Source organism: Bradyrhizobium vignae (assembly GCF_900324035.1).
Classification (GTDB): domain Bacteria; phylum Pseudomonadota; class Alphaproteobacteria; order Rhizobiales; family Xanthobacteraceae; genus Bradyrhizobium; species Bradyrhizobium vignae.
The window spans coordinates 1,635,590-1,650,502 of the sequence record NZ_LS398110.1; the positions used below are offsets into that span (position 1 = coordinate 1,635,590).

The 14,913-nt window shown below is 61.0% G+C and carries 14 protein-coding genes and 1 pseudogene; 7 read left to right on the forward strand and 8 right to left on the reverse strand.

Annotation, left to right across the window (positions count from 1 at the left end; all coding sequences use genetic code 11):
- Nucleotides 1-138 precede the first annotated feature (138 nt).
- The 5 genes from BRAD3257_RS07875 to BRAD3257_RS07895 form a co-directional block, all read right to left on the reverse strand.
- Nucleotides 139-1,056, reverse strand: coding sequence for a 3'-5' exonuclease (locus BRAD3257_RS07875; protein WP_122401392.1), 918 nt, complete (start codon nucleotides 1,054-1,056; stop codon nucleotides 139-141).
- Nucleotides 1,053-2,858: an AAA family ATPase gene (locus tag BRAD3257_RS07880; protein ID WP_145986974.1), complete on the reverse strand. Its 1,806-nt coding sequence runs from the start codon at nucleotides 2,856-2,858 to the stop codon at nucleotides 1,053-1,055. Before BRAD3257_RS07880 ends, BRAD3257_RS07875 begins: the two co-directional genes overlap by 4 nt.
- 248 nt (nucleotides 2,859-3,106) lie before the next feature.
- The gene (locus BRAD3257_RS07885; protein ID WP_122401394.1) at nucleotides 3,107-3,886 is read right to left on the reverse strand and encodes a metallophosphoesterase; all 780 of its coding nucleotides are present in this window, start codon (nucleotides 3,884-3,886) and stop codon (nucleotides 3,107-3,109) included.
- A 2-nt stretch (nucleotides 3,887-3,888) separates the two neighbouring features.
- Nucleotides 3,889-4,320, reverse strand: coding sequence for a hypothetical protein (locus tag BRAD3257_RS07890; RefSeq protein WP_122401395.1), 432 nt, complete (start codon nucleotides 4,318-4,320; stop codon nucleotides 3,889-3,891).
- 478 nt (nucleotides 4,321-4,798) lie between these two features.
- Entirely contained in the window at nucleotides 4,799-5,065 is a 267-nt protein-coding gene (locus BRAD3257_RS07895; protein ID WP_122401396.1) for a hypothetical protein, read from the reverse strand.
- A 375-nt stretch (nucleotides 5,066-5,440) separates the two neighbouring features.
- Between BRAD3257_RS07895 and BRAD3257_RS07900 the strand changes: the two genes are divergently transcribed.
- From BRAD3257_RS07900 to BRAD3257_RS07910, 3 genes are all read left to right on the forward strand, one after another.
- Nucleotides 5,441-5,743, forward strand: a complete 303-nt coding sequence (locus tag BRAD3257_RS07900) for a helix-turn-helix domain-containing protein (RefSeq protein WP_197711529.1) — start codon at nucleotides 5,441-5,443, stop codon at nucleotides 5,741-5,743.
- A 392-nt stretch (nucleotides 5,744-6,135) separates the two neighbouring features.
- The gene (locus BRAD3257_RS07905; protein ID WP_145986975.1) at nucleotides 6,136-6,930 is read left to right on the forward strand and encodes a GNAT family N-acetyltransferase; all 795 of its coding nucleotides are present in this window, start codon (nucleotides 6,136-6,138) and stop codon (nucleotides 6,928-6,930) included.
- Nucleotides 6,927-7,112: a hypothetical protein gene (locus BRAD3257_RS07910; RefSeq protein ID WP_122401398.1), complete on the forward strand. Its 186-nt coding sequence runs from the start codon at nucleotides 6,927-6,929 to the stop codon at nucleotides 7,110-7,112. Before BRAD3257_RS07905 ends, BRAD3257_RS07910 begins: the two co-directional genes overlap by 4 nt.
- Nucleotides 7,113-7,408: 296 nt before the next feature.
- Here the strand turns inward: BRAD3257_RS07910 and tnpA are convergent.
- Nucleotides 7,409-7,824, reverse strand: a pseudogene (tnpA, locus tag BRAD3257_RS07920) (IS200/IS605 family transposase).
- Between the two features lie 194 nt (nucleotides 7,825-8,018).
- Here tnpA and BRAD3257_RS07925 point away from each other — a divergent pair.
- Nucleotides 8,019-9,299, forward strand: coding sequence for an RNA-guided endonuclease InsQ/TnpB family protein (locus BRAD3257_RS07925; protein WP_122401400.1), 1,281 nt, complete (start codon nucleotides 8,019-8,021; stop codon nucleotides 9,297-9,299).
- 195 nt (nucleotides 9,300-9,494) lie between these two features.
- Here BRAD3257_RS07925 and BRAD3257_RS07935 read toward each other — a convergent pair whose 3' ends face one another.
- Entirely contained in the window at nucleotides 9,495-11,255 is a 1,761-nt protein-coding gene (locus BRAD3257_RS07935; protein ID WP_122401402.1) for a methyl-accepting chemotaxis protein, read from the reverse strand.
- An 857-nt stretch (nucleotides 11,256-12,112) separates the two neighbouring features.
- Here BRAD3257_RS07935 and BRAD3257_RS07940 point away from each other — a divergent pair.
- Genes BRAD3257_RS07940 through BRAD3257_RS07945 form a run of 3 tightly spaced genes read left to right on the forward strand, consistent with a single transcriptional unit; the run spans nucleotide 12,113 to nucleotide 14,288 of the window.
- On the forward strand, nucleotides 12,113-12,745 hold the full coding sequence (locus BRAD3257_RS07940; protein WP_122401403.1) for an acyl-homoserine-lactone synthase: 633 nt from the start codon (nucleotides 12,113-12,115) through the stop codon (nucleotides 12,743-12,745).
- 46 nt (nucleotides 12,746-12,791) lie between these two features.
- Nucleotides 12,792-12,932, forward strand: a complete 141-nt coding sequence (locus BRAD3257_RS39625) for a hypothetical protein (protein WP_160118768.1) — start codon at nucleotides 12,792-12,794, stop codon at nucleotides 12,930-12,932.
- Nucleotides 12,933-12,941: 9 nt separating this feature from the next.
- Nucleotides 12,942-14,288 carry an aspartate aminotransferase family protein gene (locus BRAD3257_RS07945; protein WP_122401404.1) on the forward strand — a complete coding sequence of 449 codons (1,347 nt, stop codon included), beginning with the start codon at nucleotides 12,942-12,944 and terminating at the stop codon, nucleotides 14,286-14,288.
- Here BRAD3257_RS07945 and BRAD3257_RS07950 read toward each other — a convergent pair.
- Nucleotides 14,202-14,909, reverse strand: a complete 708-nt coding sequence (locus tag BRAD3257_RS07950; protein WP_145986976.1) for a helix-turn-helix transcriptional regulator — start codon at nucleotides 14,907-14,909, stop codon at nucleotides 14,202-14,204. The two genes, BRAD3257_RS07945 and BRAD3257_RS07950, sit on opposite strands and share 87 nt — an antisense overlap.
- Nucleotides 14,910-14,913: the final 4 nt, after the last annotated feature.

Below are 14,913 nucleotides of genomic sequence, written 5' to 3' on the forward strand. Positions count from 1 at the left end.
GCCGGCCGAAGACGCCCGCTCGTCGTGGAAGCTGTCGGCACGATGAAGCTCGCCATCGGCTCCCTGGATCCTTCAGCGAACTTTGTTCGGCAGGTCGTCCCGAACGCAGTGGCCCTGGGTCTGGTCCGTGCGCGCTCATCAGCATCGCACCGAATAGCGCTCGAGAGCGGTAATGCGCCGAACTGGGATGACGGCGTCGGGCCGGCCATAGATGTCCCGCCTAAGATACGCGAGCTCCTCCTCGGCGGCGTCTTCCCCGACGTCGACGAACCAGGCGCGGGGATGACCGTCGCTACCGTCATGCCAGCGGTAACCTCTGGCCTTGAGCCTTTCCCGATGCGCATAGGGGGCGCCAGATGCCCGGATGCGCCAACGCGGCCTGCGCGCCGATTCCAACAAAGCGGCCATCGCAGTCCGGCCGCCGACCGGCAGAACGCTCGAGAGAAGCGCAATTCCTGCCTGGCAGTCGTTTATGGCCCGGTGTCCGTCGAAGAAATAGCCGAGGCAGCCGACAAGATTGCCCAACTTCGTTCCGTTCGCGAATCCTTCGGCGCGCCAATCTATCTCGTGCAACGAACACGCCCATGCCTTGGTCGCGAAGATGGGAAACAGCCGCTCACAGAATTTCCGATCGAAATTCGAATTGTGGGCGACTATGAGCGCGGCCGGTCCGATGAAGTCTGCGACTCTGTCGGGGTCGATGGCTTTTCCGGCCACCATGTTGTCGTCGATTCCAGTCAGGCTTCGCACCGGCGCCGGTATCGGACGTCCCGGATCCCTGAAGCATTCGAAAGATCCGCAAACGCCCAGGATTTGGCCATCGAGCGTATAGGAGAACGATAGCATCGCGAGCTCGATGATCTCGTCCGACTGGGCGTCGACGCCGGTGGTCTCCACGTCGAGGAAGATACCCCTGCGCACCGAAGGATCGGCGGACGGTTCGGGGGAAAGAGGGGAGGGGGACAGACGGCGAAGGACTCGGTAGTCGCCCGTCGCCTCCAGCAACGCCGCCATCTCGGTCAGCCGGCCTTTGGGATCGGTGATCTCGTCGCTCATGAAGAACGTCCCGGCTTACGGGGAGGGGATCCACTGTGCCGATCGAGGACCGTCTCGATCTCGTTACCGGATAGGAACCGACCTTCCGCTATCAGCTTCGCGAGCTCCGCGACGGCGGCCCGGTTTTCACGCACGATCTCCAGTGCCCGCGTCTGGAACGCGCGCAGCATGGAATCGACTTGACGCCTGACCGAAGGGGACCGCCTGAGCTCCAGTGCCGCTTCGTCCGGAGCGCACATGTGGACGATCTCGTCTCCGCCCAGGCCATAGGAGAAATGCAGCGAAGCAAGCATTCTGGTCGCCTTTCCAAGATCCGAACCGGTCGCATCGCCTCCTGCTCCCGTCGATGCCGAGCCCAGCAATTCGATCTCAGCCGCTCGGCCGGCGAGCAGCAGGACCGCCTGTTTTTCCATCAGTTCTCGCGTGACGATCGGCGCGTCCTCGAATTCGACCATCGTCTGGGCGTTCAGAGCCCCTCGAGCTCCGATTCGGATGTGTCCGATGCGACCCTCTCCCAAGAAGTATGCGACGACGGCGTGGCCAGCCTCGTGAACGGCGACGCGATAGATTGCGTCGGCCGACAAGGGCATCGACGGCAATGCCGCGGCGACGATGTCTTCGGCGGCGAGCGAACGGGAGGCTTGCCGCGCGATGCGGCGCGCCGCGCGGACGGTCTCCATGATCTCCGCCGCGGTATATCCGGTGAGGCGGTCGGCGATCTTCTGGAGCTCGACGCGCTTCAGCTCTGGAGCGTGGAAACGAAGGATGTTCTGGATGCCGGCCTCGTCCGGAGGAAGAATTTCGATCGATCTCTCCAGCCTGCCGGGCCTCAGGATGGCGGGATCGACCGCGCCGATCCGGTTAGTGGCTGCGATCACCACGATGCCCTCTCGTCTACCAGAGGTTGCATCATCCAGGAGCAGCAAGAAGTCAGCTATTACGGGCATCCAAAAGTCCGCGCCGCGCGAATTTTTCAAGGACTCGCGCGAAGGTAGAGCGTCAATTTCGTCGAGAAAAAGCAGGGCTGCGCGGCCGGTGGAAGCAGCCGCCGCAGCGGCCCTGCTGAACAGCTCGCGCTGTGCCTTGACCACCGAGTCAAGGAACCCGGAAGTCGATGCAAAAATTTCGCCGATCGAGCCGGTGATCAGAGGGACATCGCATTTTCGAGCGAGGCTATGAGCCAGCAGCGTCTTGCCGTACCCCGGAGGCGAATGCCAAATGGCTCCCCGGTCCAATGCACTCCAAGGTAGCCGTTTTGCACGATACTCGTTTAGATCGTGCGCCAGGGCTAGACACCAGGTTCTCGCGGCTCCAAATTCTACGGCTGTTTCCAAGTCAGGTGATGCTGCCAATGCCGATCGCCCCAGACGATGAGTTGCGACATCGGAGATACGCGACAAGGCTCTCGCGCAGGTAGAGCCAGGCCGCATCGCCGCCACATAGTCATCCAAATCGAGACGGGTCAGATCCTCTGGGATGCTGCGGGGCGGTGTGCCGGGAAGGGCAACGCGGAGTGCTTCGCGCAGAACGGCTGCATTGACCACGATCTGGATGCGAAAATCCGCAGCTGCAATCAACGTATCGGGAAGTACTCGTTCCGGCATCGAAGCGATACCGACGACGCATTCCCCCCGGGCCAACGACGTTGCGACGGTGCCGCAGCCGTTCGACGGTACGTGGTCCCGGGGAAGCGACCCGTCGCGCGCATACCGCGTCCATCGGCGCCCCAGTGCCCCGTGCGCGAAATAGTCGTCCACCGCGCTGACCCAAGACGTCGAAGGCACGGCGATGACGATCGCCAACTGCGTAGATTTGCGGAGAGCCGAGCGAAGCCGCGTGGGAAGACTTGCCTCGACGGCGGCCCTCACGAGGGCTGTGCGCGGATTCGGCCTCGCCGGGCGTTTTGGATCCGACGGTTTACCTGCATCACGTTTGTCGTTGTGTTTGGTGATGCCTGCCTCCTGGGGTGCAGCGGACTTCGAAGGTGGTCGGCCAGAGGGTGCTTTCACCTGTCAGGCCCCTGCCGTGGTGATGATGAAGGCGGGCATCGTCATGCGTCGACCTCGATGACGAACGAGGGGTCGAAATCGGACACCTCATGGCCGTATCCGGCCGGGTTCGAGATCAATCGCGTCCGCCCCCTGGTGACGTCGGTCGGAAAATGGGTATGACCCCAGACCCAATGGTCCGGCTGATAGCGATCGATCACGGGAAGCAAATCGGAGGCGTAGGCGGCGGTGATCAACTTGTCGCGGAAAGCAGGTGCAACCGCTTCAACGGTAGCCGCATGGTGAGTGATGACGATGGTCGTCGATCCCGCCGGTGTGCGCGCGAGTTCCGCCTCGATGAAGGCCCGCGACCGGGCGTGAAGCAAACTGGCTTCGACCGGCCGAAACCTCTGCCAAGGATTCAGCTGCCAGCGGATCCGCTTGTGATCGCGCATCGTATCGTATGCCGCCCGCATCGCCGCCGGCTTCAGGGCGGGACCGAACAGGTTGTAGTCCGTCCATCCCGTCGCGCCGATCACGCGCAAGGATCCGAAGGTTGCGACGCCGTCCTCGAGAAAGTGCACGCCGAGTTCGCGGGCACACTGGCGGCCCTCTTCGAGGATCGAGAAGTATGCTCCGCCATAGAATTCGTGATTGCCGGCGACGGTCACTATCTCGGTGTGGGGATAAGCCGCGCGCATTTCACGGATCGCTTGCTCGAGGCCTTCGCACGTATCGCCCGCGAGCAACACGATGTCGACGCCGCGTGCGAGCGGCGGAAACCCACGAGAACCCGGATGTTTGATGTGAAGATCGCTTGCGATCTGGAGGCGGAGCCGCATGGTCACTTCCTCCGCCGCGCACGGGACTTGGCGGCCCGGCCCCGCCAGGCCAGGTAGACGTTGTGCAGGCGCCAGGACGCGGACAGCCTCGCCCGCTCGACCGCCGGGAGCGGCATCTGCTCCAACCTGGTGGAGAGCACCAGCGCCGCGCCCGCGTCTTCGAAGGCGCTCCGCAGGAGCAACGTCATGATCATATCGGTCGCCGGGGTGATGACGCTCGGGGTCTTCAGCCGCAGGGCCAGGCCGACGGCGGCGCCGGCGTCGCCCTCGATGGCCGCCTGCCAGTCCGCCGAGGTCGATCCCATCTCCCTGACGCAGCAGAGGACCTCATCCTGCAACTCGACTTCGAACGCCTCGCTGGGGAGCTTTCTCCAGTACGACAGCGCGCGATGCCACTCCGTGTCGCCTGATCCCGCGTATCCGTATCGTCGCATGCGCAATACTCCGTTGCCGCCGATCGCGTGATGAACACGGAGGCGCCGTGAAAGCCGTCTATTCGATCCAGGATAGGAGGCCGCTATTCGCGCAGCGGCACCGGATGCGCGTCAGCGTTGGACACGCGATGCCGTCGTGGATCTGCACCACGCGGACTGAAGCAAATGGGGACACGGGCCGCCGTTCGCCCGGTGGGAACCATCGACCGACCGGTCACGAAGCGCTGCATCCCGGACGGGTGCGTTCCGGTGGAGGCGTAGCGCGGGACTGGAAGAGTGCGTCGGGGCCGATCGACGGGCGAGGTGCGCACCGGAGACGGGCGGAAGACCAAGGGTACGCGACCAACCGGTTGCGAGAAGAGAGCGGTTACGGCGTGCTGGCCGGAAGCGACCGGGAAGAGTGGTGCAACGATGTTGGACAGAGAACACCGGGCTCGAGCCCGGAAAAGAGGAAAAGGGGGAAAGCGATAGCTGTCCATCAGAACGCTCCCGCGGTCGGTTCCGAACGCAGCACCAGCGAGCTGCTCAAATCGAGAATCGCGGCCTGACGGAGAACGAGGCAAGCGAAGGTCCTGACCCGCAGAACAAAACGCATGACGCGCCAGGAGTTTATACCGTTCGCCGAGGTGTCGTCGCGGTGCGGAGCGTCGGTGAGCGCCTCCGGCGTATAGGGCATGAGCATGTAGCGCATGTAGCTGCGCACCACAGGCGCGCAGCATTCCATCGAGATCACGTTGATCTGCATTTTCGAGCTCCTCGTAGTCACGTCCGCGGACTGAACTTCGCAGGAGGAAATGGGTCGTCGAAATGCGGCAATTTTATGTCTTCGGTTACACCCGCACAAGCAGCGCTCGCGGAGAATGCAATCGGTCGCGGAGGTCGATGTAGCCGTTCGGGCAAACGCGTTGGACCGGTGCGGCGACGCATGGGGTAACGGCGGGCGAGCGTGTCCCGCGTTTCAGCGCCAGACGGACGGATCGGCGTGAAGTTTCGCTCCCTGCGTTCTTCAAGGATTCGACTACTGCTTCCCCAAAAAAGTCTCGGAAATCGAATCCTTGAGCTGGACAGCGGGCCCTCTCCCGCGACAATGATGCAATCAGGCTCATTCGGATGAACGAACTTGCCCAAAGGCGAGATACGCGACCTGCTCTCGCCGGCGATGCTCAAGGAGGCCAGAAGATTGGCGGGCATCGATCAGGGCGAGCTGGCGCGGCTGGTAGGCCTCAGCCGGAAGACGATCGTCGTGGTCGAGAGGGAGCTATCCACGAAGGTCGACCCGCGCCGAAGGGCCGTTCTCGAAAGGATTCGTTCGCTGTTCGAGAAGCGTTTCCACCTACAATTCGACACCGACAAACAAACGGTCATCATAACCAAGAGTGGTAGGCGGACGAAATCCGATGGGAGTCCTTCCACTTCAACTTAGCCGCCGCGGTCTCGTCATGGGCAAGCAAGGCCGACCCGTTTAAGAATTCCTCTCGACCCGGCGAATAGGCGCGGCCCCGAAGGGCCGAGCTCCCACCCTCCGCCCAAGTCGGCCCGCGTAATCGGGGCACTCCGTAGGCCAGCCTCCAGGACATCTGGGCGTACTCGGGATCGGGCTCCCGGGGTGTCGGAGAAGTCGCGGAGAGAGGGCCGCACGGTACCTACAAGCTAAAGCAGTAACGAGGGAGGCAAACGCGCCCTTTTTTGTTGCTGTATCCATGTTTATATCTTTGAGTAGGCTTCAGAAAATCACTCGATACAGGAATTCCGCCTTGGGATTGCGACGACATCGCGAAGCTGATGATGCATCGACGGATCGTGCAGAGGCTTTGAATGTGGGATGTGCTCAATAACTTCGATCGGCATCGGTTTTCTGGCTCAAATCGACTGTCTTTCGATCCTCCTTTGTCCGAAGTCGCCATTGATTGGTGGCGGGATCACATCTATGCGCCCCATGGGATTTACCCGGACGATCTAGGAGATCTCCTTTCCGCGAGTGCGGTGGGCGACAAGACGATCACAATCTCTGATCTCGACCCGCGAATTGGATCCTTCGTCGTCCGCATCAAGGGTTTTCCAAGCGATAGCGGCGAGGCGTGGTGGACTCAACGCAAGTTGGATCTAAGCGGTCCCTTGTTCGAAGCACAACGGATGCTCATCCCGACGGGTGACCGACAAAAGGGAAAAGGTCGGATGCTCATGGCGGATCTGATCGATACTGCGGACAGACTGGGCATAAACACGATCACCATCGAGGCACAGGATATCGGGCGATACGCTTGGGCGAGATTTGGATTTGTACCTGATCGTACGGCTTGGATGAACAGCGTCAGGACCCAGGCCGGCCGGCGTCTCAGGATGGCGACTGCAGAGATTTCTCCGGCTTCCATGCGCTCCTATCGCGACGTCCTGGACGGGGAGAATCCGAAGCTCATTCGCGAAGTTGCGAGTTGGCGTGATCCCGTCACAAGCATCGAGAATTTCGACAGGGACACCGGCCTCCCGAAAAAAGTACCTCTGGGACAGGCCTTGCTGTTGGAGACCCAGGAGCAGTGGTACGGCACGTTTTTCTTGGATGACCCGGAGACGATGGAAATCTTCAGAAAGTATGTCGGGAGAGGACAATGAACTCGGCAAAATATACGCCCAGAGCGGAATCCAAAGAGCGGGAAGACTTCATAAAGCTCATCCCCGCACCGGACGAGGTTTTCATAGCCGCCGCAAAACGTGCTGTCATAATCTCGGGATTGTCCAAAGAAACGATCGAAGCACTCCACCCTGAAAAGGAGCCCGAGCGTTCTCTCCGTTAAGGTATGAGGCTCGGGATTTTCAGAGATGAGACGGTCATATCTCTCACGACGACGTACCTACGCCGGCGGCCTTCTGCGGCCGCCAAGCTTTTTGTCGGCGAAAAGATTATCGACGGAGGATCAATTCAAGTCCGGACGGCGGTTCGACAGGACCTGATGGATCGTGTGGATAGCGGTCGAAACCTTCGCGAGGGCGGTAGTGCAATCCTTGTGGGAGCTGCTCACTCGTTCGTACAGTATTCGTCTGGCATCACCACTTTCAAGTTGATCCCGTTACGCGCCGCAAACCTGGCCCTTCAGGGCCGGGTCGAGGCGCGCCTTTGGTTCTCGATATAGTGCTTACGATAGCAAGCGGAGCGCCACCACACGAGGCCGCGAAGTAACTAGGGCTCCACAGGTGTCCTCCCCAAAGCTTTGCCGTGACCTCCGACAACCGCTCGGTCCGCAATCGCCGCGAGGACGATCCCTTCAGCCGGTTCACCAGGCGGCTTAGCTGCAATGTCGGCGGATACTCCACCAGCAGAAGAACATGGTCTTCTTCGTCGTTGACCTCTATCAACTGAACGCAGAGCGAGGCGCAAACCAGCTCGAACTCATGACGGAGCAGCCAATGAGCGCGGTCGGTAAGCACCTTACGCCGATACTTTGTCACGAACACCAGATGCGCGTGTAGACTCGCGACCGCGCTGCGTTCTCCTCGGTATTCGCCCATCGCTCGCCAGATGGAGACGCAAGGGCGGGTGACGCAAGTGTACGCAACCTATGCGCGCATCTCAATCTACCAGCCGCAACTCGGTTGCCGCGAAGAAAAGTTAGCTTCCCCATTTCGGGTTTTCCACGCCCGCGAGGCGACCGAGCACGGATTTGACTCGCTTTTGACGATTCCACCAGCGCAGGCTATCCGCCATGCTGCTGCGTAAGGCCTACCGCTACAGGATCTATCCCGACGCCGCCCAGGAGAAGCTCTTCGGGCGGACGATCGGCTGCTGCCGTCTGGTCTACAATCTCTGTCTCGAACAGAAGAACGAGTATCTCCGCCGCAGAAAGAGCCTGTCGAAGTTCGACCAGATCAAGGAGCTGACCGCGCTCAAGGAGGAGTTCGACTTCCTTTACGAAATGCCCCACCACCCGCTGCAGCAGGCCGTCTACGATGTCCACGCCGCCTTCGACAACTACTTCGCGGGACTGAAGCGGCGCCGCGAGCTTGCGATGCGCGGCATCAAGGCCAATCCGGAAGACTTCCCGAAGTGGCCGACGTTCCACAAGCGCGGCCGCAAGGAGAGCTTCCGCTACCCGGATCCCAAGCAGATCAAGATCGAGCCGGAACGCATCTTTCTGCCCAAGGCCGGCTGGGTCCGGATCGCGATGCACCGGCCGATCGCCGGCAAGATCAAGAACGTCACCGTTTCGGCGATCGCCGGCGAATGGTTCGTGTCGGCGCAGACGGACCTGGAGAGCGAGATTCCGGTCAATCGCGGTCCTGCCGCCGGCATCGACCTCGGAAGCGCCCAGCCGATCGTCCTCTCCGACGGGACGGTGTTCGGCATTCCGCGGGCGGCACCGACCGAGCGCCGGAAACTGGAGGACGCCCACCGGACCGTCCACCGCCGCAAGAAGGGTTCGAAGAACCGGGAGAAGGCCAAACTCAGACTGGCCAGGTTGCAGGCCAAAGCCGCCCGTCGCAGGAGGGACGCGGCGCACAAGGCAACCACGACCATCGCCAAGAACCACGGCGTGGTCGTCATCGAGGACCTCAAGGTCAAGCAGTTGACGAAGAGGGGTCGCGGCACGGCGGAGGATCCGGGAACGCTCGTCAAGAAGCGGGCGAACGAGAACCGGGCTTTGCTCGAGATCGCGCCACGCACGATCCGGACCATGCTGGAGTACAAGTGCCGGTGGTACGGATCGACCCTTGTCGTGGTCGACCCCGCCCACACGTCGGAGACCTGCAGCGCCTGTGGCGTTGTCGATCCGGAGTCCCGCATCACGCGGGCCCGCTACGTCTGCGGCGCGTGCGGCGGCGACTTCGACCCCGACGTCAATGCGGCGAGGAACATCCTCATCAAAGGCACCAGTGCAACCGGAGGACTTCCGGGGATGGCCTGCGGATCGAGCCAGACTATCGGCCGGAAGCAGGAAGAAGACGCCCGCGAGGGTGGAAGCTCGGCCCTTCAGGGCCGAGAGTAGTCACCGATTGCCCGTTCCGCCAGAGCCGAGACTTCGATCATCCTGAGGATCTCCTCACGTATCTTGTGGCATGAAGACAGCGCTTCGGACAGCTCGCTTGTGGAAAGTGCGTCGAGTTGTGCGAACGGAGGCCGTTGGGGTACTTGAGAGAGATAGACGACTTGGCCCATTGCGATGCTCCTCTTGCTCGTGCCGTCAAGCCGCTCGGACCGTCGAGAGGAACCGGCCGACCTGTTCCTTTAGCCGATTGCTATCGCGCGAAAGCGATTTCGAGGCGGCGAGAACTTGCGAAGACGCACTGCCCGTCTCCGTCGCGGTCTGCTGAACTTCGCCGATGTTGCCGCTGACCTGCTGGGTTCCCTGGGCAGCCTGCTGCGCGTTACGGGAGATCTCCTGGGTCGCCGCGTTCTGCTGCTCGACGGCGGTAGCAATCGCCGAGGATATTTCGGAAAGCCGCTCGATCGTGCCGGAGATGTCTCTGATGGCCACGACCGATTCTTCCGTAGCGGCCTGAATGCCCGAGATCTGCTGGCCGATTTCGCCGGTTGCCTTTGCCGTCTGCTCCGCTAGGGCCTTGACCTCGGTCGCAACGACGGCAAAGCCGCGTCCGGCGTCCCCGGCTCTCGCCGCTTCGATCGTGGCGTTGAGAGCGAGCAGGTTGGTCTGACCCGCGATGGTATTGATGAGCTCGACGACGTCGCCGATACGGGCAGCCGCCTTCGAGAGTTCGCTAACCCGCTCCGTCGTAGAGCGGGCCTGGCCGACGGCTTCGCCAGCCATCCGTGCGGACTGTTGAACTTGACGGCCGATCTCGTTCACCGAAGACGACAGTTCTTCGGCAGCCGAGGCGACCGACTGCACGTTCGTCGATGCCTCTTCCGACGCTCCGGCAACGACAATGGTCATTTGTTGGGCGCGCTCCGTCGAATGGCTCAGAATGCCGGCCGATGCCTCGAGCTGGCTCGATGTCGACGACACGGTCTCGACGATCTCGCCGACTGCCGCCTCGAACTGGTCGGCCAAGCGGTTCATGTCCGCTTTGCGCTGGACTGCCGCGAGATTTTCCTGCTGTGTTTTGGCGGCCGCTTCTTCGCGCGCTACCTGATCGGCCTTCAATTTGAAGGCTTCTACGGCGGCGGCGATGCCGCCGATTTCGTCCTTGCGGTCCAGACCCGGCAACACGACCGAGAAGTTACCGTCCGCGAGTTCCCGCATGCCGGCGGCCAGAGCCTGCAAAGGCCGAGCGATCGTCACGATCGAGAAGATACAGGCGCCTATCAGCAGCAATGCGACAACCACTCCCACGACGAGAGAACCCACCTCGACCAACGCCATCTTTTGACGCGAAGAAACGATCGCATCCAATGCCTGGTTCTTCGAAGAATCCGCGATCTCGCCCGCGATGGACACGAGTTCGTCGGCCGCAGGAATTGTTCTCGTCTTCGCGATACCGGCGGATTTCTCCTCGAGTATCGCTGCTTGAGACGAGGCAGCCGGCTGAGGGGCGCCCGCGCCAGTTTCTCCGCCGATAGCCATCATTTCGGAGCGGATGGACGCGATCTCCGCCACGCCGTCGCTAAAGGTCCGAGCGACTGTCTTCATCCTTTCGGCACGATCTCGGACTTCCTGAGACTGCGCGAGTTTGAGGATCTCGTCCACGATCGTCGCGGTCCGCTGGTATCTTTCGGTCACGCTGCGTTGCGCCGCCTGGATGTCATTAGTCGACTTGGCAAGGCTCACGTCGCGTCCAGCCACTTCCATGGTACGGACCAGCGCTTTCGCTTCGACCGCGGTTTGGGTTACCGCTGACTGCGCGATCGCATAGTCCTCCGTAGCCCGCGCTACCGCGTTGCTTTTGAGTCCGGCGAAGATCAAGCCTCCGACCAGCAGCGTACTTGCCAGCGACGAAATCGCCAGTTTGGTGCCGATGCTGATATTCCGCATTAGCTTCATCATAGGTTTCCTCCGAAGTGGGATGCAATTTCTCGAGGCCGTTCTTTGCGGCAAACGTCGCTTTCGGACCGGTTATGGCATCGCTGACACGCCGGTTCGCAGCGCCCGGGGTCGATTCTCGTCGCCGACGGCACTCCGCGGCTCGAAAGTAGGGCGCCTCGAAGTGAAGCTTTGTCGGTAGTACTTACGGCAAGGCGGTCACCTGCTCGACGGCGGCGTCCTGGCCGTTCCGTGACAAGCCTCGGGATCGATTTAGATGGCACCGCCGCGACAAAGCCTACGAATTGAGTGGAGGCAACACTCGCGGAGAACGTCGGATCGTGGCTGAGCCTCCGGAATAAACTTGCGGCCATTGGTTCGTGTTCTCTGACGGGAAACTGAAACGAGTATTGCAACACTTCGGCGCTCGCCACTGCGAGAAGCAGCTACGAACAAATCGTCAATCAGTAACGGACACAAACGCAAAGAATTGACTAATTTCGAAAGTAACTCCTAAAAAAATAGTGACGAGCCGTTATTCATTCAAATGTGCAATCCTTTCTTAGCGGAGAAGTTGGTTGAGGGCGCTGATCTCGGGGCGGTCGATGGGGTGGGGTCCCGGTCCTGCGGCACGTTCATCGGGCGAGCAGTCGTGATGACCAGGGAAAGGCGCTCACCTTGCCGCTAACCTAGACATTTCCGAGCCTGACCGGCAGCAAGCGGGGGAATGCGCCACAACCTAGACCCAATACGTTTCCAAGCCGCAACTATTGGAACGAAATCGTCAAGTCACGGAATTGTCCGGAAAAGCTGGGGTATCCCCGAGTACCTCACGATCCAACTTGATGCTCTGATCCATCAAGGATTGACCGCGATGGATCATGAGCATGATCGAAGCACTTTCGTTGGCGACGGCACACCATTTCCAGGACGCCCTTTCTTCCCAGGCGCGATTGCGGCACGAGGTATTCGTTCTGAGGCGGGGGCTGTCCCATTCTTCGTACGATGGCTTGGAATTCGACGAATTCGACACGCCGGCAGCGAAGTATCTCGTATGGCGCGATGAGCATAAGGTCGTCCGAGGATTGGTTCGCCTCCTTCCGACGACGCTCCCATACATGCTGAAATCGTATTGGCCCCATCTCGTTGAAGGCCAAGATCTGCCGTCGACGCCAGGAATCGTGGAGATCACGCGCGTCTGCGTCGACAAGAGGCTACCCCCGGACCGTCGCCGCCGGGTGCTGCCGGAATTGCTATGCGCCGTCCACGAAATACTGGTCCTCACGGGTGGCATCGGGATGATCGGCGTCACACGTGAGCATCTGCTGTCTCACTTCATCCGGGACGGAATCCGGTGGCTCGGCAGACCGGACCAGATCGAAGGCGAGCTGGAGCGCGCCTTCTTCGTCCCGACGCGCTTCATTCGTCCGGACCACCATTGCCGAGCTTACGGTATCGCCGGCAGCGTCCTTGCAAACCCGGAGGATTTCGTCCTTGGCACGAAAGCAGCTTAAGAACAGAAGGGAAAGTCCCTCAGACCCCAAGGATACCGCGGGAAAGATGGCTGACGCCGTGTCGTACCTGTGCCAAGTCGCGGCGGAAGAAGGCTTTGGCGGTGTGCTGCCGGACCTGTTCGAGGCTCGAGATAAGCTTCAACGCATCGCGGACGCCGACGATCCGCCGGCGGGAGGAAACTGTTAGGAGCGGAAGATGGACCTGAGCGCCTTCACGGACATCGAATCGGAGGTCCGGTACTACTGCCGAAGACTGCCGAATCTGCTCGCCTCGGCGAAAGGAGCAATCATTCGCGACGTCGATGGCAACGAATTCATCGACTTCTTGTCCGCCTGCGGCGCGTTGAACTACGGGCATAATCACCCCGCACTGAAGATGGCGGCGATGGAATATCTCGCATCGGACGGCATCGTTGCAGGACTTGATTTCCACACGTCTGCCAAACTCGCTTTCATCGAGGGCTTCCGCGACTTCATCCTTCGGCCGCGCGGCCTGGATTACAAACTTCAGTTTCCCGGCCCGACCGGCACCAACTGCGTCGAAGCGGCTGTAAAGCTCGCGAGGAAAGTCACCGGTCGTTCTTCCGTCGTCGCATTCACGAACGCCTTTCATGGCATGTCTGCAGGAGCGCTGGCGTTGACGGGCTCCCGCAAAGCTAGGCAAGCCACATCCGCGGTTTTGCACGGTGCCGTCCGAGTTCCATTCGATGGATACAAAGGGGCGGGGAGCGGCGACCTGGAGCGACTGGTCGCAATGGCGAACGATCCTTCGGGTGGCATAGATCCGATCGCCGCCATCATCATCGAGACCGTCCAAGGAGAGGGCGGACTGAACGTCGCCTCGGACGACTGGCTGAGGATGCTTCATCAGGCGGCCAAGGCCCTCGGTGCATTGTTGATCGTCGACGACATTCAGGCCGGTTGCGGACGCACCGGCACGTTCTTCAGCTTCGAACGGGCTGGATTGGTGCCGGACGTCGTCTGCATGGCCAAGTCCATCAGCGGGCTGGGACTGCCGATGTCTCTGCTGCTGATGAAGCCCGAGCACGACGTTTGGGAGGCTGGCGAGCACAACGGGACGTTCCGTGGCAATTCGCTGGCTTTCGTGACGGGCAAGGCGGCGCTTGAGCTCTGGCGCAACGGCGAGCTGGCGGAAGTGCCTCGACACGGCCATGTGCTTTCCTCATGGACCGCGGAAATGGCGAGAAGGTACGGCGAAAGCTTAAGACCGAAGGGTCTCGGGATGATGCAAGGCATCGAATTCGCTGCGCCTCATTTTGCGGGTGCGGTAGCGGAAGCCGCAGTGAGGCGAGGAGTCGTCGTCGAATGCTGCGGGCCCCACGACGAGGTGTTGAAACTGATGCCGCCCTTGAATATCGGGTCGGAAACTCTGGAGGATGGCTTGGGCCGGATCGCGGAGGCGATCAGAGAGGTGATCCCAAGTTCGGTCTCGTTCTCAAAGCGGTACGAGTCCCATCCTGATGCCCATTATCACGGCGGTAATGCGGTTGTTGGCCCCGAGCTTGCGCATGCCGTTGCTTAGGTGGAATTCCACCGTCTTTTCCGAGATCCGCAGGATCTCGCCGATTTCCCAGTTGGTCTTTCCTTCCTTGCACCATTTCAGACATTCGACTTCCTGACCGGTCAGTCCGACGACGACCTCCCGTCGACGATCGGTCAATTCGCAGTACTTGAGCCAGTATTGAACGCTGAGCAGGTAGGCGTGCGTCAGGCGATGAGCCGGTACTTGTCCCTTCTGCCGCAGACTGAGACTGATCAAGTCCACATGCTGTCCGGAGGCGCCAATAGGGATCGTGATCCCCGAATGGACCCCCAATTCGCGGCATTCCTCGAAGAACGCGTCCTGTTCTTTCGTGAACCCTCCACGCGGCCTCGCGTCGGACCACCTGAATGGCGCGCGTGCGGATTGTGCTCGGGCGACGACCGGGTCGATCTTGTCCCACTGCCGGGCGGTGTAGGCATCGACGTAGCCCACCGGAAACCTGGCCAGCGGCAAGGAGACCAGGCGCTGATTGTTCGTCCGCGCAAAGACGACGTTTTCGTAACCTTCGTCGTTCACCGCGGCGAGAAACTGTCTCTCCAGTAGCGCTGCCGTTGCAAGGTTTTGCGTGCTTTCAATGAACGTCTCGATATCGATCCCCATGGTG

Bases quoted from the DNA above. Each gene is read 5' to 3' on its own strand.
- BRAD3257_RS07875 (WP_122401392.1), bottom strand. From the start codon at position 1,056: ATGAGCGACGAGATCACCGATCCCAAAGGCCGGCTGACCGAGATGGCG.
- BRAD3257_RS07885 (WP_122401394.1), bottom strand. From the start codon at position 3,886: ATGCGGCTCCGCCTCCAGATCGCAAGCGATCTTCACATCAAACATCCG.
- BRAD3257_RS07890 (WP_122401395.1), bottom strand. From the start codon at position 4,320: ATGCGACGATACGGATACGCGGGATCAGGCGACACGGAGTGGCATCGC.
- BRAD3257_RS07895 (WP_122401396.1), bottom strand. From the start codon at position 5,065: ATGCAGATCAACGTGATCTCGATGGAATGCTGCGCGCCTGTGGTGCGC.
- BRAD3257_RS07905 (WP_145986975.1), top strand. From the start codon at position 6,136: ATGTGGGATGTGCTCAATAACTTCGATCGGCATCGGTTTTCTGGCTCA.
- BRAD3257_RS07910 (WP_122401398.1), top strand. From the start codon at position 6,927: ATGAACTCGGCAAAATATACGCCCAGAGCGGAATCCAAAGAGCGGGAA.
- BRAD3257_RS07925 (WP_122401400.1), top strand. From the start codon at position 8,019: ATGCTGCTGCGTAAGGCCTACCGCTACAGGATCTATCCCGACGCCGCC.
- BRAD3257_RS07935 (WP_122401402.1), bottom strand. From the start codon at position 11,255: ATGATGAAGCTAATGCGGAATATCAGCATCGGCACCAAACTGGCGATT.
- BRAD3257_RS07940 (WP_122401403.1), top strand. From the start codon at position 12,113: ATGAGCATGATCGAAGCACTTTCGTTGGCGACGGCACACCATTTCCAG.
- BRAD3257_RS39625 (WP_160118768.1), top strand. From the start codon at position 12,792: ATGGCTGACGCCGTGTCGTACCTGTGCCAAGTCGCGGCGGAAGAAGGC.
- BRAD3257_RS07945 (WP_122401404.1), top strand. From the start codon at position 12,942: ATGGACCTGAGCGCCTTCACGGACATCGAATCGGAGGTCCGGTACTAC.
- BRAD3257_RS07950 (WP_145986976.1), bottom strand. From the start codon at position 14,909: ATGGGGATCGATATCGAGACGTTCATTGAAAGCACGCAAAACCTTGCA.